Genomic DNA, 23,183 nt, shown 5'->3' with positions numbered 1-23,183 from the left:
TTGCCGGTGTCCGCCCCTCCCCTCGTCATCTGCCTGGCCGGCCCCACCGCGGCCGGCAAGAGCGCCTCCACCCTGGCGCTGGCCGAACGCTGGCCGCTGGAGATCGTCAACGTCGATTCGGCCACCATCTACCGCGGCATGGACATCGGCACCGCCAAGCCCTCGCCGGCCGAACAAGCGCAGGTGCCCCAGCACCTGCTGGATATCCGGGACCCGGCGCAGTCGTATTCGGCGGCCGAATTCCGCGCCGACGCGCTGCGCCTGATCGACGCGATCCGCGCGCGCGGCCGCATTCCGCTTCTGGCCGGCGGCACCATGATGTACTACAAGGCGCTGCGCGACGGCCTGGACGACCTGCCGCAGGCCGACCCCGCGCTGCGCGCAGAACTGGAAGCGCGCGCCGCCCGCGACGGCTGGCCGGCGCTGCACGCCGAGCTGGCGCGGCTCGACCCCGTCACCGCCGCACGCCTGGCGCCCAACGACAGCCAGCGGATCCAGCGCGCATTGGAGATCTGCCAGCTGTCGGGCCAGCCCATGTCGGCGCTGCTCGGCCGCCAGCGCGCCGCCGCCGGCGACGACGACAACCGCTACCTGACCATCAGCCTGGAACCCTCTGAGCGTGCCGCGCTGCACGCGCGCATCGAACAGCGCTTCGACGCGATGCTGGCCAACGGCCTGTTGGAAGAAGTGCGCGGCCTGCATGCGCGCGCCGACCTGCACCCCGGCCTGCCGTCGGTGCGCTGCGTGGGCTACCGCCAGATGTGGGCCCATCTCGACGGCGAGATCAGCCTGGAGGAAGCCCGCGAACAGGGCATCGCCGCCACCCGCCAGCTGGCCAAGCGCCAGATCACCTGGCTGCGCGCCCAGCCCGAGCGCGTCATCGTCGACTGCCTGGCGGCCGACGCGGTGGCGCAGACCATCGACGCGGTGGCCGCGGCACTGGCCGACGCATCCTGACGCAAGAGGCTGCCTGCTTTCGCGCCTGACCTTTTCGCCGCAGCCGGCCCTTGCGGCAGCGGCTGACCACGGGATATCGAACGGATGGAAATCAACGAAGCGAACCAGTCTTTTGCCGCCGGACTGCGCAAGCAGGGCCACGCCCTGATCAGTGAAATCCAGCGGTTGCTGCGGGAACGTCCGTTCACGCTGGAGGAGGGCGTTTCCAGGGAAACCGTGGACGCCATCCACTTCGAGTACGACTGGGAGTCGTTCACTCCCGTCGCGATTCCCCTGAACACACGCTCCGGCTACTGTGGACGGGGCCTGCGGCTGGCATTGCAGTACCCGTTGATTGCGCCCGATGTCGACGCCGCGTTGACCGAAGCCATGGACAACGAGGACGACGATTTCGGCGACGAACTGCGCGAAATAATGACGGAGACCTACCTCGCCTGGTTCCAGGCGGCCTGGCGCGACGCGCGGGACGCCAACCGGGAGGTGCGTGGCTTTCTGTCCGTTCACGACACCATCTGGCGCACGGACCTGGATACGGGAGAAGCATTCCGCGAGGACGCGGGCCGGGTCAAGTTCTTCTAGCCGGACTGCGAAAGAAAAACCCGCCACCAGGGCGGGTTGTTGATTGCGAGGCCAGCCGGCTCAGACCACCACGGTCTGGGGCATGCCTTCGGTCTGCGCGACGATCTCGCCCAGCTTGCTGACGGTTTCGCCCTGCTCGCGCAGCGTGGCGGCGATGGCGTCGGCCTGGGCCGGATCCACCACCAGCACCATGCCGATGCCGCAGTTGAAGACGCGGTACATCTCGGTGTCCTCGACGCCGCCCTGCTCCTGCAGCCACTGGAACAGCTTGGGCATTTCCCAGCTGTCGCGCCGCAGGCGGGCCGACAGGCCGTCCTGCAGGATGCGCGGCACGTTGTCGAGCAGGCCGCCGCCGGTGATGTGGGCCAGGCCCTTGATGGCGGTGCCGTGCTTGGCCAGCGCGGCCAGCACCTGCTTGACGTAGATGCGGGTCGGGGCCATGACCACGTCGACCAGCGGCTGGCCGTGGAAGTCGTCGTCGGGCTTGGCGCCGGCGCGTTCCAGGATCTTGCGCAGCAGCGAATAGCCGTTCGAGTGCGCGCCGCTGGACGCCAGGCCCAGCACCACGTCGCCGACCTTGATCGACTTGCCGTCGATGATGGCCGACTTCTCGACCGCGCCCACCGCGAACCCGGCCAGGTCGTATTCGCCGTCGGGGTACATACCCGGCATTTCGGCGGTTTCGCCGCCGATCAGGGCGCAGCCCGACAGTTCGCAGCCCTTGGCGATGCCGCCCACCACCGACGCCGCCGTGTCCACCGAAAGCTTGCCGCAACCGAAGTAATCCAGGAAGAACAGCGGCTCGGCGCCCTGCACCAGGATGTCGTTGACGCTCATCGCCACCAGGTCGATGCCGACGGTGTCGTGGCGGTTCCAGTCGAACGCCAGGCGCAGCTTGGTACCGACGCCGTCGGTGCCCGAGACCAGCACGGGCTCCTTGTAGTTCTTGGGCACTTCGAACAGGCCGCCAAAGCCGCCGATACCGGCCAGCACCCCGGGGCGCATGGTGCGCGCCGCAAGCGGTTTGATACGGTCGACCAGGGCGTCGCCCGCGTCGATGTCGACACCGGCGTCACGGTAGGTCAGGGGAGCTTTGGGTTGATTCGTCATGAGAAATGCCGTGGGATATGTAACAATTGCTGGGAATTGGGGTGGAACGCCCTGCATTTTACGATGTTGCGGCCCGGTCCTGGCCAGCGCCCGGCGAAAGCCGCCGGCGGCGGGCGGGACGGCTCCGGCCCGGCGCGGCGCCATTTTGGCGCAAACCCAAGCCAGACAAAGGGCTCGGACGCGACACCGGCGCCCCGGGTGGTTTAAAGTGTAGGGTTGGCCGATAGCGATTTTGCCAGTTTCTGGCGGGCAACGCCGCCGCCGGCCATGGGCTCACCCCGGAGCCTGGCTCTACCCGCCTGATCGATAACCTCTCATGAACCGCCAGCTGCTGCTCGACGTTCTTCCCGCGCCAGCGCCCTCGCTGAACAATTTCATCGCCGGTCCCAACGGAGAGGCGCTGGCGGCCGTGCGCACGCTCGCTCCCGGTCGCGCGCTGTACATCTGGGGCTCGGCCGGCTGCGGCCGCAGCCATCTGCTGCGCGCGCTGACCGCGCGCCCCGACGCCGTCTACATCGAAGCGGCCAACAGCGCCAACATCCTGCGCGTGCTGGCCGAGGCCGATTCCAAGTCGCCCATGCCCAAGTTCGTGGCGGTGGACGACGTGCATCTCATGGACGAGCATCGCCAGGCGGGCCTCTTTGCCCTGTACAACCGCTGGCGCGAATCCGCCGCCACCGGCCGCGCCTTCGCGCTGGCCGTGGCCGGCGACCGCTCGACGCTGTCGATGCCGCTGCGCGAAGACCTGCGCACCCGGCTGGGCTGGGACCTGGTGTTCCGCCTCGATCCCCTTTCCGACGCCGACAAGCTGGCGGCGCTGGCGGCCCAGGCGGCCGAACGCGGCCTGCACCTGGCGCCCGAAATCATCAACTGGATGTTGACGCACCACGAGCGCGACATCCGCAAGCTGGCGGCGTTGCTGGACGCGCTGGACCGCTACTCCCTGGCCACCGGCCGTCCCATCACTCTGCCCCTGCTGCGCGCCATGCTCGCAGACCCCGATTCGCAACGCACATGACCTCCCGACGTCTCGCCCTGTTCGACCTGGATCACACCCTGCTGCCGCTGGACAGCGACTACCAATGGGCCGACTACCTGGCGCGCACCGGCCGCGCCGGCGATCCCGCCGAGGCCCGCCGCCAGAACGACGACCTGATGGACCGCTACAATCGCGGCGAGCTCACCGCCGAGCAGGCAGCCGAGTTCATGCTGGGACTGCTGGCGGCGCACGCGCCGTTCGAGCTGGCCGCCTGGCACGAGGATTTCATGGCCGAGGTCATCCGCCCGTCGATCACGCCCGCCGCGCGCGCGCTGGTCGAATCGCACCTGATGGCGGGTGATCTGTGCGCCGTGGTCACCGCCACCAACAGTTTCGTCACCGCCCCCATCGCCCGCGCCTTCGGCATCCCCCACCTGGTGGCCACCGACGCCGAAGTCCAGCGCGGCCGCTACACCGGCCGCATCCTCGGCACCCCCAGCTTCAAGGAAGGCAAGGTCGTGCGCGTCAACGACTGGCTGGCGGCCATGGGCCTGGGGCTTGCGGATTTCCCCGAATCGTTTTTCTATAGTGATTCGGTCAACGATGTCCCGCTGCTCGAAAAGGTGACCCGCCCGATCGCCGCCAACCCCAGCCCCGCCCTGCGCGCCATCGCGCAGGAACGCGGCTGGCAAGTGATCGATCTGTTCGACCACGTCATGGATGCCAAGTCCTAAATGATCACCGAAACCATAAAAAAATTCGTCGGCCGACTGTTCGCGCCGGCAGCCCGGGGGCCTTTGCGCATCGGACGCGACAAGCACGGCATCGACCGCCGCAACGTCTCGCGCCACGCCATCAAGGTATGCGAGGTGCTGCGCCAGCATGGCTATGAAGCCTATATCGTCGGCGGCGCGGTGCGCGACCTGATCGTCGGCCTGGAACCCAAGGACTTCGACGTCGCCACCAATGCCACGCCCGAGCAGATCCGCCCGCTGTTCCGCCGCGCCCGCATCATCGGCCGCCGCTTCCAGCTGGTGCACGTGGTGTTCGGCCAGGAAATCATCGAGACCTCCACCTTCCGCGCGCCCGCCTCGGAAGACCAGGAAACCGACGCGCACGGCCGCATCCTGCGCGACAACGTGTTCGGCACGCACGAGGAAGACGCGGCGCGCCGCGACTTCACCATGAACGCGCTGTACTACGACCCGCACAACGAGGAAGTCATCGACTTCCACAACGGCGTGGCCGACCTGAAAAAGCGCCAGATCCGCATGATCGGCGACCCGGCCAAGCGCTACCGCGAAGATCCGGTGCGCATGCTGCGCGCGGTGCGTTTCGCCGCCAAGCTGAACGGCACGATCGACCCGGCCACGCGCCAGCCGATCCGCACCATGGCCGACCTGATCGAGAACGTGCCGGCCTCGCGCCTGTTCGACGAGATGCTCAAGCTGCTGACCTGCGGCCACGCCATGGACTGCCTGCGGCAGCTGCGCGCCGACGGCCTGCACAACGGCCTGCTGCCGCTGCTGGACGTGGTGCTGGAGCAGCCGGGCGGCGAGCACTTCGTGGAACTGGCGCTGGAACGCACCGACGCCCGCGTGCGCGCCGGCAAGACCATCAGCCCCAGCTTCCTGTTCGCCGCGCTGCTGTGGCAGCAGGTGGAGGTGCGCTGGAAGCAGCTGCGCGCCCAGGGCGAACACACCATCCCGGCGCTGTCCCAGGCCGCCGACTCAGTGCTCGACGAGCAGACCGAGAAGCTCGCGATCCAGCGCCGCTTCTCGTCGGACATGCGCGAGATCTGGTTCATGCAGCCGCGCTTCGAGCGCCGCATGGGCAAGACCATCTTCCGCATGATCGAGCAGCCGCGCTTCCGAGCCGCCTGCGACTTCCTGCAGCTGCGCGCCGCCGCCGGCGAGTTCGACAGCGTGCTGGCGCAGTGGTGGATGGACCTGGCCAACGCCGACGATGCCACCCGCGCCGACATGATCGAGGAAGTCTCGCGCCTGCCGCGCGACGCCAGCGACGGCCCGGCGCCATCGGCGCGCAAGCGCCGGCCGCGCCGCCGCTCGTCCTCGCGTGGCGCGGGCAGCGCCGCGGGCAGTGCCGGCGGCGCCGAATAAAGCCATGGCCGCCCCCGTGCGCGCCTACATCGGGCTGGGCGCCAACCTGGGCGACAGCGCGGCAACGCTGCGCAGCGTGCTGGCCGAGCTGGCCGCCACCGACGGCATCATCGCGGTGACGGCCTCGCCGTTCTACCGCACGGCGCCGGTGGACGCCACCGGCCCGGACTTCGTCAACGCGGTCGCCGCGCTGGACACCACGCTGGCGCCTCTCGACCTGCTGGACCTGCTGCAGGCGCTGGAATTGCGCCATGGCCGTGAGCGGCCCTACCGCAACGCGCCGCGCACCCTCGACCTGGACCTGCTGCTGCATGGCGACGCCGCCATGGCGCATGAGCGCCTGGTCCTGCCGCACCCGCGCATGCAGTTGCGCGCTTTCGTGCTGCGTCCGCTGCGCGACCTGGCGCCGACGCTGACGCTGGCCGGCCGCGGCCTCGACGCCTGGCTCGGCGACATCACCGACCAGCCGATCGAACGGCTGGACTGAACAGCGCCAGGCGGCACGGTTGCCGCCGCCTTCCTGATTACCTTGAATATCGGCCCTGCGGCCGCGTCACGCCTTGGGCGCGAACGCCAGCATGGCGCGTTCGACGTCGTCCACGCCGGGCAGTCCGGCCTCGTTGCCCAGGTGCTGGATCTTGTGCGCCGAGGCGGCGCGGGCGAAGGTGAAGTGTTCCTTCCAGGCCAGCTCGGGCCGGTTGACGTACGACCAGACATAGGCGCCGTGGAACACGTCGCCCGCGCCGGAGGTATCGATGATGCGGTCGGCCGGCACGTCCAGCGACGGCAGCGTGTCGACCGCGCCGGTTTCGTCGTACCAGAGCATGCCGCGCTCGCCCAGCGTCACCGCCCCGATGCGGCAGCCTCGCTGTTTCAGCAGGTCCAGCAAGCCATGCGGCGACAGGTCCAGCTGCTCGCACATGCGTTCGGCGCAGACGGCCACGTCGATGTGGCGCAGCAGTTCGTCGGTGTTCTCTCGCACGCCGCCGCCATCGAGGGAGGTCAGGATGCCGGCCTGGCGGCAGGCGCGCGCATAGTGCAGCGCGGCGTCGGGCTGGTGGCCGTCCAGATGCAGCGCGCGGTAGCCGCTGACGTCCAGGCGCGGGAAATCGTTCAGGTAGTCGGCATCGCGCGCCCGCACGATGGCGCGCTTGCCATGGTTGGGCATGATGAACGACAGCGACGAGCGCCGCACCTGGCGCCCGTGCAGCGTGACGCCGTGCGCGGCCGCCATGTCGGTGTACATGTGGCCGAGCCAGTCCGGCGCCAGCGAGCAGATCAGGTCGGGCTTCGTGCCCAGCCTGCCGCAGGCGAATGCCGCGGTGACGGCATTGCCGCCGAACGACACGGCGTAGTCGCGCGCCACGCTTTTCTCGTCGCCGGTGGGCCATTCGTCGGCCAGCACGGTGACGTCGATGTAGGTATGCCCGATGAAAAGCGCTGCACTCATGAGACCGTCCGCGGAAAGGGTTGCCGGATTGTAGGCCGGACAACGCCGGACGGGATCAACCGGCGCTGGCTTCGCCGGCCTGCGCCAGCACGCGGCGGGCGCGGGTGATGACGGGCGCGTCCACCATCTTGCCGTCGAGCATGAAGGTGCCGGCGGCCTTGTCGCGATGCGCGTCGACCACGCGGCGGGCCCAGGCAAGCTCGGCCGGATCGGGCGCGAAGGCGGCGTGGATCACCGGCACCTGCGCGGGATGGATGCACAGCATGCCGCCGAATCCCATCTGCAGCGCGCGCGCGGCGGCGGCGGACAGGCCGTCCTGGTCCTCCACGCCCGGGAACACGCCGTCCAGCGCCGGCGCCAGGCCGGCGGACCGGGTATGCAGCAGCACCTGCACGCGGGCCTGGTCCAGCACGGTCTCGGCGCCGGCCGTGTCCGGCGCCACGCCCAGGTCCAGGCCATAGTCGAGGCTGCCGAACGCCAGCCGCGCCACGCCGGGCGTGCCCGCGACCTCGGCGGCATTGAGGATGCCGCGCGCGGTTTCCAGGATGGGGATGACCGGCAGCCCGGTCTGCGCCACGTGGCGCACCTGCGCCAGGCTTTCGGCCTTGGGCAGCAGGATGCCGGCCACCGCGGGCTTGCCGCGGCAGGCCTTCAGGTCGTCGTCGTGCCACGAGGTGGAGGCGTCGTTGATGCGCACCCAGACCCGCGCCTGCGGCTGGGTGCCCAGGAAGTCACAGAGCGCTTCGCGCGCCGAGGCCTTGGCCAGGTGCTCGACCGCGTCTTCCAGGTCGACGATGACGGCGTCGGCGCCGCTGGCCAGGGCCTTGGGGATGCGTTCGGCACGGGAGGCCGGCACGAACAGCGCGGTACGAACGACGGAATGCATCACACCACCTCCGAAGCATGGAATCGCGCCACCTGTTCGGGCGCGTATCCCAATGATGCTAGCACCGCATCCGTGTTCTCGCCCACGGCGGGCACCGCCGCCATGCGCGGCGCGAAGGCGTTGCTGCTGGCCGGCGGCAGCAGCGCCGGCAGCGTGCCGGCCGGGCTGTCGACCTGGCTCCAGCGATCGCGCGCCCGCAATTGCGGGTGGGCCCAGACCCCGGCCATGTCGTTGACGCGGGCGTTGGCGATCTGCGCGTCCTCCAGCCGGTCGGTGACCTGCTGCACGCTGAGGTCGGCGAAGGCCGCCACGATCAGCGCGCGCAGGGCCTCGCGATTGGCGGTGCGCAGCGAATTGGTGGCGAAGCGCGGGTCCTCGGCCAGTTCGGCCTGGCGCAGCACCTGGGCGCAGAACACGCGCCATTCGCGTTCGTTCTGCAAGCCCAGCATGATGGTGTTGCCGTCGCCGGTGGGGAACGGGCCGTACGGGTAGATCGAGGCGTGGGCCGCGCCGGCGCGCACCGGCGGCTTGGCGCCCTCGAACGCGTAGTACATCGGGAAGCCCATCCACTCGACCATGCTTTCGAGCATGGAGACGTCCAGGCGGCTGCCCAGGCCGGTCTTCTGGCGCAGCAGCAGCGCGTTGAGGATGGCGGAATAGGCGTACATGCCGGCCGAGATGTCGGCGATGGAGCAGCCGGCCTTGACCGGGTCGTCGGCGGTGCCGGTGACCGACAGGAAGCCGCTTTCGCTCTGAATCAGCAGGTCGTAGGCCTTCTTGTCCTGGTAGGGACCGCCTTCGCCATAGCCGGAGATGTCGCAGACGATCAGGCGCGGATACTTGGCGTGCAGCGCCTCGAACGACAGCCCCAGGCGCGCCGCGGCGCCGGGGGCCAGGTTCTGCACCAGCACGTCGGCCTGTTGCAGCAGGCGTTCCATGATGTCGCCGGCTTCGTCGCGCTTGAGGTCCAGCGTCAGGCTTTCCTTGGAACGGTTGGTCCAGACGAAGTGCGACGACAGGCCGCGCACGCGCTCGTCGTAGCCGCGGGCGAAGTCGCCCGCGCCGGGGCGTTCGATCTTGATGACGCGCGCGCCCATGTCCGCCAGCTGGCGGGTGCAGAACGGCGCGGCGATGGCGTGCTCGAGGCTGACGACGGTGATGCCGTCCAGCGGGCGGGGGGCTGGCGTGCTCATGCGGTGAACCTCAGTTCGGCCTGGTGGGCCAGCGTGCCGTCCTGCTCGGCCCAGAGCCGGGCCAGGCCCGGTTCCTCGACCCGGCCGGCCACCTGGAAAGGCGTGGGTGAAATCAGCGGCCGCAGGCCGCGGTACGACAGGTGCGTGGGACGCGCGCCGGGGTGGGCGCGCAGGAAGGCGGCGACCATCTCGGTGGCGATCAAGGGGCCGTGCACCACCAGGCCCGGATAGCCTTCGGTGCCGGTGACGTAGGGATGGTCGTAGTGGATGCGGTGGCCGTTGAAGGTCACGGCGGAATAGCGGAACAGCAGCACCGAGGTGGGTTCGATGGTGTCGCGCCAGTGGGCCTGCGGCGCCGGCTCGGTGCCGGTGAGCTTGGGCGGCGTGGGCTGGCGGTAGACGATGTCCTGCTCTTCCAGGATGGCCACCTCGCCGTCCTGGCGGTATTCGTGGCGCACCGTCACGAACAGCAGCGCGCCGGTGCGGCCGGCCTTTTCCTTGACGTCGGCCACCACCGAGACCCGTTCGGCCGGCACGCCCACCCGAAGCGGCTGGCGGAATTCGACGCGGCCGCCGGCCCACATGCGGTTGCGGTCCTGCGCCGGCGGCAGGAAGCCGCCGCGAGCCGGGTGCCCATCCGTCCCCAATCCGTCGGCCGCGACCGTGCTGATGAAGAACGCCCACTGCCACAAGGGGGGCAAGGGGTCGCCCACGGCGGGCGCGGGGCCGCCCAGCGTGGCGGCGATGCGCGCCGCATGGCCAGGGTCCAGCGCGTCCGCCTGGCGCTCGCCGCTGCCGATCCAGCCGGCCGGGTCTGTCGATGTCATGCCGATATTCCTTTGGTAAATGTCCTGGCGGCTAGCATCCCGCATGGCGCGGGCGCTGTGAATTCATTTTTACTCAAGGCCGGGTTTGGGGCGCCTGAATCGTGCGCCCGGCGCCGGCCGCCGTAATATAGGCGCCATGCACTTCGATCTCGCCGACCTCCGCCTGTTCATCCACATCGCCGAATCCCCCAGCCTGACGCAGGCCGCCAAGCGGGCGCACCTGTCGCTGGCCGCCGTCAGCGTGCGGATCAAGGCGCTGGAGAACCAGCTCAATACCCGCCTGTTGTACCGCGACAGCCGCGGCGTGGAAATCACCCCGGCCGGCCAGCGGCTGTTGCAGCATGCGCGGGTCATCATGCGCCAGGTCGACCACCTGAAGCACGACTTCCAGGAACAGGCCGACGGCGACGCCGGCCACATCCGCATTTTCGCCAATACCACGGCAGTGACGGAATTCATGCCCGACATCCTGGCGCGCTTCCTGGCGGGCCATCCCGGCGTCACGGTCGACCTGCAGGAACGCCTGACCCGTGACATCGTGCGCGGCGTGCTGGACGGCACCACCGACCTGGGCATCGTCGCCGGCCCGGTCGACGCCCCCGAATTGCAGACCATCCATTTCAGCACCGACCGGCTGGTGCTGGTGGTGCCCAACGGCCACCCCCTGCAGGACCAGGACAAGGTCAAGCTGGCCGACGCGGTGCGCTATCCATTCATCACCATGCACGAAGGCTCGACGCTGGTGGCGTTCCTGCGCGACCAGCTCGAGCGCATCGGCCAGCGCCTGCCGCAGCGCATCCAGCTGTACAGCTTCGACTCGATCTGCCGCATGGTGCAGGCGGGCGTCGGCGTCGGCGTGATCCCGGATTCGGCGGCGCGCCGCTATGGCGCGGAAATGAAGCTGCGGGTGGTGGAACTGGACGAGCCGTGGGTGGTGCGCGAACGCAAGCTGCTGGTGCGCGATATCGACGCCCTGCCCGGCTGCGCCCGCGAACTGATCGAACAGATCCGGCAGCCGGCGGCCGCGTGACGCGCTGGCGGCGGGAGGCGCCCCAGCCGTCCCGCGGGCCGCGACGCCACGTCCAGCAGGCTGTTCACACGACAAGGAGCCTCGCGCCGCGGGCCCTAGCGTCCGGTGAACGCCGGCGCGCGCTTCTGCGCAAAGGCGCGCATGCCTTCCAGGTAATCGTCGGTGTAGCCCAGTTCGCGCTGCAAGGCGCATTCCAGATCGAACTGCTGCGCCAGCGTGTTGCCGCTGGAGGCATGCAGGGCGGCCTTGGTGGCGGCATAGGCGCGGGTGGGTCCGGCCGCCAGCGTGGCGCGCACGTCGGCCAGGGTTGCCGCCAGCGCCGCGTCCGGCACGACGCGCCAGATCAGCCCCCACGCCTCGGCCTGGCGCGCGCTGACGGCCTCGCCGAACAGAGCCGCGCCCATGGCCCGCGCCGTGCCCACCAGGCGCGGCAGGAACCAGGTGCCGCCCGCGTCCGGCAACAGGCCGATCTTGCTGAAGGCCTGGATGAAGCGAGCCGACTCCACCGCGAACACCACGTCGCACGCCAGCACCAGGCTGGCGCCTGCGCCGGCCGCGACGCCGTTCATCACGCACACCACCGGCGCCGGCAGCGCGCGCAGCCGCATGATGAGCGGCTTGTACAGCTTTTCCAGGTTCTCGCTCAGGTCGCGGCGCGAGCCGTCCTCTGCCGGCTTGCGCTCGCCCAGGTCCTGGCCGGCGCAGAAGCCGCGGCCGGCGCCGGTCAGGATCACGCCGCGCAATCCGGCGTGCGCTTGCAGCGCGTCCAGCGCCCGCGCCAATTCGGCGTGCATGACCGCGGTGAAGCTGTTCAGGCGCTCGGGGCGGTTGAGCGTGATGACGCCCACGCCCTGCTCCAGGGTGAACGTGATCTGGGTATAGTCGGCGGCGCTCATGCCAGTTCCTCCAGCACCGCCAGTTGCTCGGCGCTGTCGCCCAGCAGCAGGTCCGCGACCGTCAGGCGCTTGAAGTAATCGCCGACCTCCAGTTCGTCCGTCATGCCCATGCCGCCGTGCAGCTGCACCGCCATCTGCGCCACCAGCCGGCCGGCGCGCGCGGTTTCGAGCTTGGCCGAGGCCAGCATGCGGCGGCGCTGCGCCGTGTCCGCTTCGGTCAGCGCGGCCACGGCCACATAGGCCATGGACAGCGCCAGTTCCTTGGCCACCAGCATCTCGGCCAGGCGATGCTGCAGCGCCTGGAACGCGGCCAGCGGCTGGCCGAACTGCTTGCGCGTCTTGAGATAGTCGACGGTGATCTCCAGCAACCGTTCCATCGCGCCCGCCGCATGGGCGCACAGCGCCGCCGTGCCCCATTGCAACGCCTGCGCCAAGGCCGCGTCGGCCGCCTCGCCTTGCGCCAGCAGGGCATCGGCGCCAAGCGATACGGCATCGAAATCGAGCCGGGCGCAGCGCGCGCCGTCCAGCGTTGGCGTATCGGTGACGCGCACCCCGGCGGCGTCCGCCGGCACCGCCAGCAGCAGCGTGACGCCGTCTTCCCCGCGCGCGCTCACCAGCCAGGCGTGGGCCGCTGCGCCGTGCCACACCAGGTGCTTGGCGCCATCCAGCCGCCAGCCGTCGCCGCTGCGCGTCGCGCGGCAGCCCTCGGGATCGGCCTGATAGCGGCGCCCGGGTTCCTGGTAGGCCACGCTGACCACCTTGTCGCCCGACGCGATGTCCGGCAGCCAGCGGTCACGCGCCTTGTCGTCGCAGGCACCGATCAGGGCCGCGCCCATCACCGCGCTGGGAATCACCGGCTCGGCCACCAGTCCGCGCCCCAGCTCCAGGTGCACCGGCAGCAGGCTGGCCGGCACTTCGCCAAAGCCGCCCGCTTCTTGCGGGACGTTCAGGCCCAGCACGCCCAGCTCGGCCAGCGCGCTCCAGGCCGCCGGATCGAGCCGGCCCGCGGCCTCGCGGGCGCGGCGCTGCGGGCGGGTCCATGCCTGGTCCACCAGGCGGCGCAGGCTGTCGGCCAGCATGCGCTGTTCTTCGGTATAGAGGAAATCCATGCGTCGTGTTCCTTGCGGATGCGGGCCGGGCCTACAGGCCCAGCACCAGGCGGGCGATGATGCCCTTCTGCACTTCGGTGGTGCCGCCGTAGATCGAGGTCTTGCGCATGTCGGCATAGCCAGCGCCCGAGGCCGCCGCCATCTCCGGGCCGGGGCCGTGATAGGCTGCATCGGCCAGCATCCATTCGGGGTCGTACGGCCAGGCGTCGGGGCCGGCGATTTCCATCTGCAGCATGGCCAGGTCCTGCTGGATCTCGGAGCCCCGGATCTTGAGCACCGAGGCCTCCGGGCCGGGCGTGCCGCCGTTGCTGGCGGCCACGCGCAGCAGCAGCATTTCCAGCGCCATGATGTCGACCTCGATGCGCGAGATGCGGTCGCGCATGCGGCTGTCGGCCAGCAGCGGCCGGCCGCGCGAAGTGGCGCGCGCGGCCATGTCCTTGAGGATGCCGAGTTCGCGATGGCAATGGCCCAGGCCGGCGATGCCGGTGCGTTCGTGGCCCAGCAGGTACTTGGCGTACGTCCAGCCCTGGTTCTCCTCGCCCACCAGGTTGGCCACGGGCACCCGCACGTTCTCCAGCCACACTTCGTTGACATCATGGCCGCCGTCGAGCGTGCGGATCGGGCGAACGGTCACGCCCGGCGCGCGCATGTCCAGCAGCAGCATCGAGATGCCGCGCTGGGCGCGCGCGTCGGGATCCGTGCGCGCCAGGCAAAACATCCAGTCGGCGTACTGCGCCAGCGTGGTCCAGGTCTTCTGGCCGTTGACCACGTATTCATCCCCATCGCGCACCGCGCGGGTCTTGAGCGAGGCCAGGTCCGACCCCGAGCCGGGCTCGGAATAGCCCTGGCACCACCAGTCCTGCACCCGCGGCATGCGCGGCAGGAAGCGCGCCTGCTGCTCGGCGCTGCCGTACTTCATCAGCACCGGGCCGATCATGGACAGGCCGAACGGCAGCAGGCGCGGCGCGCCGGCCTTGAAGCATTCCACTTCGAAGATCAGCCGTTCCAGCGCGTTCCAGCCGGTGCCGCCGTGTTCGACCGGCCAGTTCGGCGCGCCCCAGCCCTGGTCGGCCAGGATGTTGTGCCAGCGCACATAGTCGTCGCGTTCCAGCCGCTGATGCCGGCGCACCTTGTCGCGGATGTCCCGCGGAAGCCGGTCGGCGGCGAACGCGCGCACCATTTCGCGGAACCGGATCTCCTCCGGCGTCCAGGTCAGATTCATGGCCTACCTCCTTTGGCGGCTATCTAGCCATGCCGACCCGGCGCCGGACAATCTGCGGTTGCGGAAGACCGCCTTTTGCCTCGGTGTAGGGCACGGGCACTACGGGCCGGCAAAAGGCCTGCTTCAGCAATGAAGAATGGCACCGGCCGGCGCCAGCCCCGACACTGGCGGCTCGTCCATCCGGAACCCATGCAATGACCGCAACCGACCCACGCGCCGCCGAAGGCGCCGAGGCGCAATACCGCCAGGCGCTCGACCAGGGACGCTTCCAGATCCAGCACTGCGACGCCTGCGACCGCGCCGTGTTCTATCCCCGCATGATCTGCCCGCATTGCGGCGCGGACCAGTTGTCCTGGCGCACGCCGGACGGGCGCGGCACGGTCTATTCCACCACCACCGTGCGGCGCAAGCCCGAGGCGGGCGGCGACTACAACGTGGCGCTGGTCGACCTGGCCGAGGGCGTGCGCCTGATGAGCCGGGTCGAGGGCGTGGCGCCCGACGCCGTGCGCATCGGCATGGCGGTGCGGGCCCAGGTGGCCGTGACGGAAGGCCGCGGCCTGCTGGTCTTTGTTCCCAACAAGGAGGCGCAATGACGCTGAACGATCTGCGCGGCGCCGTCGCGGTGGCGGGCGTAGGCCATGCCGGCCTGGGCCAGGCCAACGGCTACACCGAAATGGAAATCCTGGTGCAGGCGGCACAGCGCGCCGTGGCCGACGCCGGCCTGTCGATGCGCGACATCGACGGCCTCTGCACCGCCAGCGTGGCCGCGCCGATGTGGGCGATGCCGGTCATCGAGCACCTGGGCATCCGCCCCAGCTTCATCGACAGCACCATGCTGGGCGGTTCCAGCTTCGTGGCGCACCTGCTGCCGGCGCTGCACGCGCTGGCCTCGGGCCAATGCAACGCGGTGCTGGTCTGCTATGGCAGCACCCAGCGCACCTCGACGCTGAGTCGCGCCGAGATCGGCCGCGTGCGCAAGCAGTTCGATCCGCAGCCCTACGAGACGCCGTACGACCCGTTGAGCCCGCTGTCGTCGTATGCGCTGGCCGCGGCGCGCCACATGCACCAGTACGGCACCCGCCGCGAACACCTGGCGCAGGTCGCGCTGGCCGCCAACCAGTGGGCCCAGCTCAATCCCGAGGCGCAGTTGCGCGAGCCGGCCACGCTGGAGCAGATCCTGGCCGCGCGCATGGTGTCCGATCCCTTGAGCGTGCGCGATTGCTGCCTGGTCACCGACGGCGCCGGCGCCTACGTGCTGGTGCGCGCCGACCGCGCCCGCGACCTGCCGCGCCCGCCGGTCTACGTGCTGGGCAACGCCACCGCCGTCTGGAACCGGCAGATCTCGTCGATGGAAGACCTGACCGTCACCGCCGCCAGCGTATCGGGCCGCCGCGCCTATGCCATGGCGGGCGTCTCGGCCCAGGACATCGACGTGGTCGAGCTGTACGACGCCTTCACCATCAACACCCTGCTGTTCCTGGAAGACCTGGGCTTCTGCGCCAAGGGCGAGAGCAAGGACTTCATCGCCGGCGGCGCCATCGCGCCCGGCGGGCGGCTGCCGGTCAACACCAACGGCGGCGGCCTGTGCTGCGTGCATCCGGGCATGTACGGCGTCTTCATCATGATCGAGGCCGTGCGGCAGCTGCGCGGCGAGGCCGGCGCGCGCCAGGTGGCCAACGCCGAACTGGCGCTGGTGCACGGCAACGGCGGCACGCTGTCCAGCCAGGCCACCGCCATCCTCGGCACCGCCGCCACGCTTTGATTCCGACCGCAGCAACCATGTCGCACGCCGAACCGCTCACCCGCATCCACCAACTGCTGGCCCGCCAGGCCGGCAGCCAGCCCGACGCCATCTGCCTGTACGAGGAAGGCGGCGGCATCCTGACCTATGCGCAACTGTGGCAGCGCGCCGAGGACGCGGCGCGCTGGCTGGCGGCGGCGGGCGTGAAGCCGGGCCACCGGGTGCTGATGGTCGGCGAGAACTGCGCCGCCATGATCGCCGCGTTGTTCGGCTGCGGCATCATCGGGGCCTGGCCGGTTGGCGTGAACGCGCGCTTGTCGGCGCGGGAAATCGCCGCCATCAGCGCCCACGCCCAACCCGAGATCACGCTCTACACCAGCGGGGTTTCCGGCGCCGCCGCCGCCCATGCCGACGCGGCCGGAGCGCAACCCGCCGATGCCGCCGCCTGGGGGCCTGGCGTACGGGCACGGCGCGCGGATTCTCCGACCCAACCCGAAACCGGCGCCCCGGCCGCCGAGGTCGCCACCGTGATCTACACATCCGGCACCACCGGCGCGCCCAAGGGCGTCATGGTGCCGCACCGCGGCCTGCTGCACTTCGCCGGCGTCTCCGCGGCGTCGCGCCGCCTGACGCCCCAGGACATCGGCTACGCCGCCCTGCCGCTGTCGCACATCTTCGGCATCGCCACCGTGCTGATGGCGACGCTGCATGCCGGCGCCAGCCTGGTGCTGCGCAGCCGTTTCGATCCCGAGGATGCCTTCAAGGCGCTGGCCCACCCCGGCGTCAGCATCCTGCAGGGCGTGCCGACCATGTTCAACCGCATGCTGGCGGCCGCGCCGCCGCGCGCTGAATTGCGCGCGCCAGCGCTGCGCTATCTCTACACCGGCGGCGCGGCGCTCGACCCGACGCTCAAGCGCGACGCCGAACGCTACTTCGGTATCGCCATGCACCACGGCTACGGCATCACCGAGTACGCCGGCTCCATGTTCATCACCGACATCGATGCGCCCCCGGCCGATTGCAGCGCCGGCTACGCGGTGGACGGCGTGCAGTTGCGCATCGGCAGCCCCGATGCCGACACGCCACGGCCGGGCGAACGCGGCGACATCCTGATCCGCGGCCCCGGCGTGATGCTGGGCTACTACCGCGACCCGGCGCAGACCGCGCAGGCACTGCTGCCTGGCGGCTGGCTCAACACCGGCGACATCGGCTACCTGGACGACCGCGGCGCGCTGTACATCGCCGGCCGCTCCAAGGACCTGATCATCCGGTCCGGCTTCAACGTCTACCCGATCGAGGTGGAGGCGGTCATCAACGCCTTTCCCGGCGTGCGCCTGTCGGCGGTGGTGGGCCGCCCCACCGAAGACCACAACGAGGAAGTCATCGCCTTCGTCGAACCCCTGGCCGGCGCGTGCCTGGACACCCATCTGCTGATGCTGCACCTGCGCGCCCAGCTGGCGCCGTACAAGCGGCCGGCGCGGATCCACTGCATCGACACGATTCCCACCACCGTCAGCGGCAAGGTCCTCAAGCAGCCGCTGAAAGAAAGGCTGGCGTAGGCGCGGCCCCGCTGTTCCGCTCCGCGACCGGCTCATTCCACAAGGAGACATGAGCGTGAACATCAAGACCCTGCTCGCCGCGGCCGCCGCCGTGGCGGCCATGGCGACCGGCGCCAGCGCCGCCGCCGACAGCGCCTACCCCGACCGCCCCATCCGCCTGCTGGTGGGCTACGCCCCTGGCGGCCCCGTGGACACCACCGCGCGCGTCTTCGCCAAGTACCTGGGCGACAAGCTGGGCCAGGCGGTCGTGGTCGAGAACCGCGCCGGCGCCAGCGGCATGATCGCTTCCGACGCCACCGCCAAGGCGCCGCCCGACGGCTACCTGCTGGGCTTTGCCGCCAGCCCCACGCTGACCATGTCGCCCCTGGTCCAGCGCAGCACCCTGTTCGATCCACGCAAGGACTTCTCGCTGATCGGCCTGGTGGTCGACTACGCCAACGTGCTGCTTATCGGCCCGCAGGCCCCGGCCAAGAGCGTGGGTGAGCTGGTCGACTACGCCCGCGCTCATCCCGACGCCGTGTCTTTCGGCTCGGCCGGCATCGGGGCGTCGAACCACCTGTCGGCCGAACTGCTGAAAAAGCAGGCCGGGGTGCCGATGCTGCACGTGCCCTATCGCGGCAACTCGCCGGCGATGATGGACGTGGTCAGCGGCAAGATCACCTTCATGTTCGACATCACCAGCACCGCGATTCCGTTCATCAAGAGCGGCAAGGCGCGCGCGCTGGCCGTCACCTCGCGCACCCGCAACCCCGAGCTGCCCGACGTGCCCACCATGATCGAGGCCGGCATGAAGGACTACGAGGTGGTCGGCTGGTATGCGCTGGTCGGCCCGCGCAAGCTGCCCGACGCGGTGCAGGCGCGCCTGAAACGCGCGCTATCCGAGGTGTCGAAGGACCCCGCCTTCCGCCGCGCCATGACCGACGGCGGCTACACCATCAACAGCGGCGACGCCGCCGCCCTGCAACAGCGCATCGACCGCGAATATGCCCTGTGGGCCGATGTGATCAAGAGCGCCAACATCCAGGCCAACTGACCCCGACCGGAACCCGCCCATGAAGCCATCCGCACTGCGCGCGCAGACCCGACTGCCCATCATCGGCGCTCCCATGTTCCTGGTCTCCGGCCCGGACCTGGTGGCGGCGCAATGCGGCGCCGGCATCATCGGCACCTTCCCCTCGCTCAACGCCAGGCCGCAGGAACAATTGCACGACTGGATCAACCGCATCGAAGAACGCCTGGCCGCCGCCCGCCGCGCGGATCCGCGCGCGCGGGTGGCGCCCTACGGCGTCAACCTCATCGTCCACCCCAGCAACGCCCGCTGGCAGGGCGACCTGGCCATCTGCGCCGAGCGCCGCGTGCCCCTGGTGATCACCTCGCTGCATCCGCCCGAAGCCGTGGTGCGCGCCGTCCATGCCTACGGCGGCCAGGTCTACCACGACGTCACCACGGTACGCCACGCCCGCCGCGCCCTGGATGCCGGCGTCGACGGCCTGATCCTGGTCTCCGCCGGCGCCGGCGGCCATGCCGGCCGGCTCAACCCGATCGCCCTCGTCAACGAAATCCGTGCCTTTTACGACGGCCCCCTGGCCCTGTCCGGCTGCATCAGCCACGGCAAGGACGTCCTCGCAGCCCAGGCCCTGGGCTGCGACTTCGCCTACATGGGCACCCGCTTCATCGCCACCCGCGAATCCCTGGCCAACGACGCCTACCGCGAAATGATCCTGGGCGCCCAGGCCACCGACGTCACCTACACCCCGTACTTCTCGGGCGTGCCCGCCAACTACCTGAGCGAGAGCATCCGCGCCGTGGGCCTGGATCCCGCCCAGCTTCCCGACTACGACGCCCCGCCCCCGAACCTGGACAAGAACACTCGCCCCAAAGCCTGGAAAGACGTCTGGAGCGCCGGCCAGGGCGTGGGCGCGGTGCAGGAAGTGCTGGCGGTACACGAGCTGGTGAATCTGCTCGAAGCAGAATACCAGGCAGCCAGGCAAGCGCTGCTGCGCTGACAGTCAGAAGCGATAGCTCATCCTGACACTGCCCGCCTGCGACGACGCGCGGGACGTGTTGACGAGCGCATCATAGGCAAGAGACACGTCCAGTTGCCGCGTCAGCGGCAAGCCGACGCTCACGCCGAACGTCAGGAAGCCGCGCGACAGATCGGCGCCCGGCGCGGCGAAGCGCGTGCCGTCCTGCGACACGACCGTCATCGCGCGGCCGGTATCAAGCAGTTCGTGGGCGTAGGCCACACGGAACTGGAGGTTCAACGGCCGCTGCGCGCTATCGAACGCCGTGTCGAAAGTCATGCCGACGTAGGGCTGCAGGCTGCGGGCGGTGTCCGAGCCGACAAGCAGGTTCTGGCCCCTTGCGCCGCCTTCGTCAAAGCTGTTGGCGTGGAAATAGGCATAACGCAATCCCAGCCGGGGCGTCATGACCAGTCCGCCAAGCGCCATGGGCTTGCTGACTTGCGCCGCCGCCGTGAATTCCTGCCCGACATGATCACCCTTGGCCGTGCCGACATTCTCGAAGGGCCGCTTCTGCGACAGGAAATGCAGGCCGTAGCCGAGCATGCCCGTCACATCGACCGGCCCCAGGTCGCGGCTGGCATAGGTGGCCAGGCGCACCGTATCGCGCGTGCCGGCGCTTTCCGTGCTCTCTTCCGACAGCTCGGCGTGGGAATAGCCCATCGCCAGGCCGAAGGTGTTGCGATCCACCCGCTTGTCGGCGCCGGCGAGAAAGCCGTACTGGTTTTCCTGGAAGCCCGGCAGCCCCCCCGAGCCGGACAGCCGGCCATGCCGTCCCGTGGCGTTTGCCCAGACCGAAACGGTATCCGTCGCGTCGGCTGGCCCGGACGCGACGGCGCGCCGCGTCGCGCGGTCGAGCACCGCAGCGGTGGCCGACTGCGCGCTCATCAACGCGGCGCTGCCAAGCGCCGTATAGATGCTGGTGCGGGTCGGCGCGATGATCACCGGCGTGTCGCCCGGCATGCCCGAGGCCGGATTGCTCAGCAGCAACGCGACCTCGTTGGCGCCGTAGGCCACCGATGAGCGCAGGCCGTTCAGGTCCGCGCCGGAGGCCAGCGAGCCCGTTACCGACGAGAAGCGCCCGCTGATGCCATTGGCCGCGCTCACCACGTTGTAGCGCGTGGCCGAATAGGTGCCCGGCGCGTATGTGATCGCCAGCGTCCCGTTCAATGTGGCGCTGCCACCGACCTTCAGCAACGAGGCCTCGGTCGGACTGACTTCGATGGCCAAGGTCGCATTCGACGCCTGGGTGTAATTGCCGCCCACGTTCAGCGTGCCGATGGATCCACCGGGCGACACCATGCCGCCGTTCGTCACATCACCGAGAATCGTGCCGTGCCCGCCGAGCGTGCCTTGCGCCCCGACCTCCACGTCGCCGCCCAGCACCGCGCCGCCATGGCCGGCATCGCCCACCTGGAGCCTGCCCTGAGCGACAGTCGTCGCTCCCGTGAATCCGGCATTCGAACCATTGAGCACGAGCATGCCGGTCCCTTGTTTGACCAACGCGCCGCTGCCCGTGAGCTCGCCTTCATAGACGCTGTCGGTGGCCGCGCCGAGCGTCAGCGTGCTGGCGCCGGCCAGCAGGCGCGAACCGGCCACCCCGTACAACCCGGCCAGCGTCTGGCCCGATGCCGCCGACAGGTCGAGCGTCGCGCCGCTGCCCATGAGCGAGACGGCCGAGGCCGCGGACAGCCGTCCCGCGCCGGTGAGCACCAGCGAGCCGCCGTTGATCGTGGTCGCGCCGGTGTAGGTGCTTACCCCCGAAAGCGTCTGCGTGCCACTGCTGAGCACCAGTCCGCCGGCGCCGTCGATGACGCCGGAAAACACGCCCGACGCGTTCGTCAGGGTCAGGGTGCGGCCGCCGAGCGCGACTCTCCCGCCGCCCGCAAGGCTGGCCACGGACGCACCGCTCGTCGTCGCCGAAATGTCCAGCGTTCCGTCGCTGGTCACCCCGCTGGATGCCGCCACGCTGCCGCCGCCGCTGAGCGCGAGCGTCGCGCCGCTGTCGATGGTGGTGGTTCCCGTGTAGGTGTTGACGCCCGCCATCGTCAGGCCCCTGCTGCCCTGGACGCTTACCCCGCCCGCGCCGGAGATGACGCCCGAAAACGTCAGGCCGCTCGCCACCGAAGAGAACGCGACGCCGGACGCGGCATCGGTCAGGATCACATCGTTGGCCAGCGTCAGCCCGGGGTGGCTCGCGGAAATGGTGGCGGTCGCCCCCGCATCGAACAACAGGCCGCCTACGATGTTGGAGCCCGTCAGCAGCGTCAACGTGTTGCCCGTGCCGCCGAACTGGATGGCCGCCGCGCGGGCTCCGCCCGGGCCACTCGGCGCGCCGGTGATGGTGCCCGCATTGACGATCGTGTCCATGCCGCGCGTCACGATACCGACGCCGCCGCCATTGCCGGCGCCGCCAGCGATGGTGCCGACATTGAGGATCATATTGCGCGAGCCGGCAAGATTGATGCCGGCCCCCCCCGCCCCGTCCGCCCCCGCGCCGGAATTGCCCGCCCCCCCGCTGCCGCCCGCGCCTCCGGTGATGCCGCCGGTATTGGTGATGGTGGCGTTGCCGCCAACCGCGAGCAAGCCGTCGCCGCCGGCGCCTCCCCCGCCGCCAAAGCCGCCGCTACCGCCGTTGCCGCCAGCGCCCCCGGTGATCGTGCCATGATTGTTGATCGACGCCCCCGCCCCGGCCGACGTCAAGCCGCTGCCGCCCCCGCCGCCGCCGCCGCCGTTGCCGCTGCCCGTGTTGAAGACATTGCCGCCATTGCCGCCCGCACCGCCCACGGCCGCCGCCGAATTGTTGATGGTGATATCGTTGCCCAGGTACTGAAGCGATGTATTGCCGCCATTGCCACCGCCGCCGAAATTGGTGCCGTCGCGGCCGGCATTGCCGGCGTCGCCCGCAATCGGCGCGTTGATGGCCAATCCAGACCCCGTGAACGTTTGTGCCGGTGCGTTGGCGGTCGCGTTGCCTGCGTCGCCGGCAGCCCCCGCGCCACCCGTTCCCGAGCCGCCCCAGCTTCCCGGCACCTGCACGGTCACGTTGCTCGGGTCGAGCTCGCTGGCGCCGCCCCCCTGGCCATTGCCATTGCCGCCAGCGCCGCCGCGACCGGGATAACCCGCTCCGCCGGGCGCGCCGCAACCCGTCGTGTCGCTGGCGGAACAGGCGGCCAAGGCGGGCGCCGCCGCGGTCGAAAGGGCCAGCGCCAGGGCGGCGCTGCCGGCCGCGAGCATGACGCTTGCGGCCGACCGCAAGCTGGCCGCCGGAGGCGCGATATCGTAGCGGTCTGACGTCGGAACGGTCGAAGACGCCGGCGCGTCACAGTGGGCCACAAGCCCGGCTTTGCCTTGGAGCACGAATTTCCCCTTGCTTCGCCCTGCCCATTACCAGGATGACCCGGAGGGGACAAACGCCAGGGTCCCGCGGCACGGCAATCATATGGAAGCCAGCGCCCGGGGAGACCATGCGTGTTCAACTGCCGAGCGCTGGAGCGTTGCGCC

At 70.1% G+C, this 23,183-nt stretch carries 21 protein-coding genes; 12 read left to right on the top strand and 9 right to left on the bottom strand.

Annotation, left to right across the window (positions count from 1 at the left end; all coding sequences use genetic code 11):
• Positions 1-6 precede the first annotated feature (6 nt).
• The gene (miaA, locus tag AC6CR5_RS25135) at positions 7-957 is read left to right on the top strand and encodes a tRNA (adenosine(37)-N6)-dimethylallyltransferase MiaA (protein ID WP_233639615.1); all 951 of its coding nucleotides are present in this window, start codon (positions 7-9) and stop codon (positions 955-957) included.
• 84 nt (positions 958-1,041) lie between these two features.
• Positions 1,042-1,536: a hypothetical protein gene (locus AC6CR5_RS25130; protein ID WP_020925059.1), complete on the top strand. Its 495-nt coding sequence runs from the start codon at positions 1,042-1,044 to the stop codon at positions 1,534-1,536.
• A gap of 60 nt (positions 1,537-1,596) precedes the next feature.
• Here the strand turns inward: AC6CR5_RS25130 and purM are convergent, their stop codons facing one another.
• Positions 1,597-2,646 (bottom strand): phosphoribosylformylglycinamidine cyclo-ligase, encoded by a 1,050-nt coding sequence (gene purM, locus AC6CR5_RS25125; protein ID WP_020925060.1) that lies wholly within the window; start codon positions 2,644-2,646, stop codon positions 1,597-1,599.
• A 316-nt stretch (positions 2,647-2,962) separates the two neighbouring features.
• Between purM and hda the strand changes: the two genes are divergently transcribed.
• Genes hda through AC6CR5_RS25105 form a run of 4 tightly spaced genes read left to right on the top strand, consistent with a single transcriptional unit; the run spans position 2,963 to position 6,232 of the window.
• A complete protein-coding gene (gene hda / locus AC6CR5_RS25120; protein WP_006388889.1) occupies positions 2,963-3,664 on the top strand; it encodes a DnaA regulatory inactivator Hda in 702 nt (233 codons plus the stop codon).
• Positions 3,661-4,359, top strand: a complete 699-nt coding sequence (locus tag AC6CR5_RS25115; RefSeq protein ID WP_047992596.1) for an HAD family hydrolase — start codon at positions 3,661-3,663, stop codon at positions 4,357-4,359. Before hda ends, AC6CR5_RS25115 begins: the two co-directional genes overlap by 4 nt.
• Positions 4,360-5,745 (top strand): polynucleotide adenylyltransferase PcnB, encoded by a 1,386-nt coding sequence (gene pcnB / locus AC6CR5_RS25110; protein WP_020925062.1) that lies wholly within the window; start codon positions 4,360-4,362, stop codon positions 5,743-5,745.
• A gap of 4 nt (positions 5,746-5,749) precedes the next feature.
• Positions 5,750-6,232 carry a 2-amino-4-hydroxy-6-hydroxymethyldihydropteridine diphosphokinase gene (locus AC6CR5_RS25105; protein ID WP_020925063.1) on the top strand — a complete coding sequence of 161 codons (483 nt, stop codon included), beginning with the start codon at positions 5,750-5,752 and terminating at the stop codon, positions 6,230-6,232.
• 66 nt (positions 6,233-6,298) lie between these two features.
• On the opposite strand, the gene AC6CR5_RS25100 is transcribed toward AC6CR5_RS25105, so the two are convergent.
• From AC6CR5_RS25100 to AC6CR5_RS25085, 4 genes are read right to left on the bottom strand one after another with little or no spacing between them, the layout of a single operon-like run.
• A complete protein-coding gene (locus AC6CR5_RS25100) occupies positions 6,299-7,195 on the bottom strand; it encodes a sugar kinase (RefSeq protein ID WP_049055672.1) in 897 nt (298 codons plus the stop codon).
• 55 nt (positions 7,196-7,250) lie between these two features.
• On the bottom strand, positions 7,251-8,084 hold the full coding sequence (locus AC6CR5_RS25095; RefSeq protein WP_047992599.1) for an HpcH/HpaI aldolase/citrate lyase family protein: 834 nt from the start codon (positions 8,082-8,084) through the stop codon (positions 7,251-7,253).
• Positions 8,081-9,274, bottom strand: coding sequence for a CaiB/BaiF CoA transferase family protein (locus AC6CR5_RS25090; RefSeq protein ID WP_006388883.1), 1,194 nt, complete (start codon positions 9,272-9,274; stop codon positions 8,081-8,083). The genes AC6CR5_RS25095 and AC6CR5_RS25090 overlap by 4 nt, the downstream gene beginning before the upstream one ends.
• Complete coding sequence (locus tag AC6CR5_RS25085; protein WP_049055671.1) at positions 9,271-10,101, bottom strand: HTD2 family dehydratase; 831 nt, start codon at positions 10,099-10,101, stop codon at positions 9,271-9,273. The genes AC6CR5_RS25090 and AC6CR5_RS25085 overlap by 4 nt, the downstream gene beginning before the upstream one ends.
• Before the next feature lie 136 nt (positions 10,102-10,237).
• On the opposite strand from AC6CR5_RS25085, the gene AC6CR5_RS25080 reads away from it, so the two are divergent.
• Positions 10,238-11,131 (top strand): LysR family transcriptional regulator, encoded by an 894-nt coding sequence (locus AC6CR5_RS25080; RefSeq protein ID WP_006388881.1) that lies wholly within the window; start codon positions 10,238-10,240, stop codon positions 11,129-11,131.
• A 95-nt stretch (positions 11,132-11,226) separates the two neighbouring features.
• Here the strand turns inward: AC6CR5_RS25080 and paaG are convergent, their stop codons facing one another.
• Genes paaG through AC6CR5_RS25065 form a run of 3 tightly spaced genes read right to left on the bottom strand, consistent with a single transcriptional unit; the run spans position 11,227 to position 14,358 of the window.
• The gene (paaG, locus tag AC6CR5_RS25075) at positions 11,227-12,027 is read right to left on the bottom strand and encodes a 2-(1,2-epoxy-1,2-dihydrophenyl)acetyl-CoA isomerase PaaG (RefSeq protein ID WP_047992602.1); all 801 of its coding nucleotides are present in this window, start codon (positions 12,025-12,027) and stop codon (positions 11,227-11,229) included.
• Positions 12,024-13,136, bottom strand: a complete 1,113-nt coding sequence (locus tag AC6CR5_RS25070) for an acyl-CoA dehydrogenase family protein (protein ID WP_238920181.1) — start codon at positions 13,134-13,136, stop codon at positions 12,024-12,026. The genes paaG and AC6CR5_RS25070 overlap by 4 nt, the downstream gene beginning before the upstream one ends.
• 31 nt (positions 13,137-13,167) lie before the next feature.
• Positions 13,168-14,358 (bottom strand): acyl-CoA dehydrogenase family protein, encoded by a 1,191-nt coding sequence (locus AC6CR5_RS25065; protein ID WP_006388878.1) that lies wholly within the window; start codon positions 14,356-14,358, stop codon positions 13,168-13,170.
• A 194-nt stretch (positions 14,359-14,552) separates the two neighbouring features.
• On the opposite strand from AC6CR5_RS25065, the gene AC6CR5_RS25060 reads away from it, so the two are divergent.
• The 5 genes from AC6CR5_RS25060 to AC6CR5_RS25040 are packed head-to-tail and all read left to right on the top strand — an operon-like array spanning position 14,553 to position 19,664.
• Positions 14,553-14,951, top strand: a complete 399-nt coding sequence (locus AC6CR5_RS25060; protein WP_006388877.1) for a Zn-ribbon domain-containing OB-fold protein — start codon at positions 14,553-14,555, stop codon at positions 14,949-14,951.
• Entirely contained in the window at positions 14,948-16,120 is a 1,173-nt protein-coding gene (locus AC6CR5_RS25055; protein ID WP_054516349.1) for a thiolase family protein, read from the top strand. The genes AC6CR5_RS25060 and AC6CR5_RS25055 overlap by 4 nt, the downstream gene beginning before the upstream one ends.
• A 17-nt stretch (positions 16,121-16,137) precedes the next feature.
• Positions 16,138-17,658: a class I adenylate-forming enzyme family protein gene (locus AC6CR5_RS25050; RefSeq protein WP_498085029.1), complete on the top strand. Its 1,521-nt coding sequence runs from the start codon at positions 16,138-16,140 to the stop codon at positions 17,656-17,658.
• A 55-nt stretch (positions 17,659-17,713) separates the two neighbouring features.
• On the top strand, positions 17,714-18,691 hold the full coding sequence (locus AC6CR5_RS25045; protein ID WP_006388874.1) for a Bug family tripartite tricarboxylate transporter substrate binding protein: 978 nt from the start codon (positions 17,714-17,716) through the stop codon (positions 18,689-18,691).
• A 19-nt stretch (positions 18,692-18,710) separates the two neighbouring features.
• Positions 18,711-19,664, top strand: a complete 954-nt coding sequence (locus tag AC6CR5_RS25040) for an NAD(P)H-dependent flavin oxidoreductase (RefSeq protein WP_498085028.1) — start codon at positions 18,711-18,713, stop codon at positions 19,662-19,664.
• Positions 19,665-19,667: 3 nt separating this feature from the next.
• On the opposite strand, the gene AC6CR5_RS25035 is transcribed toward AC6CR5_RS25040, so the two are convergent.
• Positions 19,668-22,916: an autotransporter outer membrane beta-barrel domain-containing protein gene (locus tag AC6CR5_RS25035; RefSeq protein WP_150101507.1), complete on the bottom strand. Its 3,249-nt coding sequence runs from the start codon at positions 22,914-22,916 to the stop codon at positions 19,668-19,670.
• Positions 22,917-23,183: the final 267 nt, after the last annotated feature.

The sequence above is a fragment of the Achromobacter sp. EG18 genome, from assembly GCF_059759395.1.
This window is presented reverse-complemented; position numbering and strand designations above follow the sequence as displayed.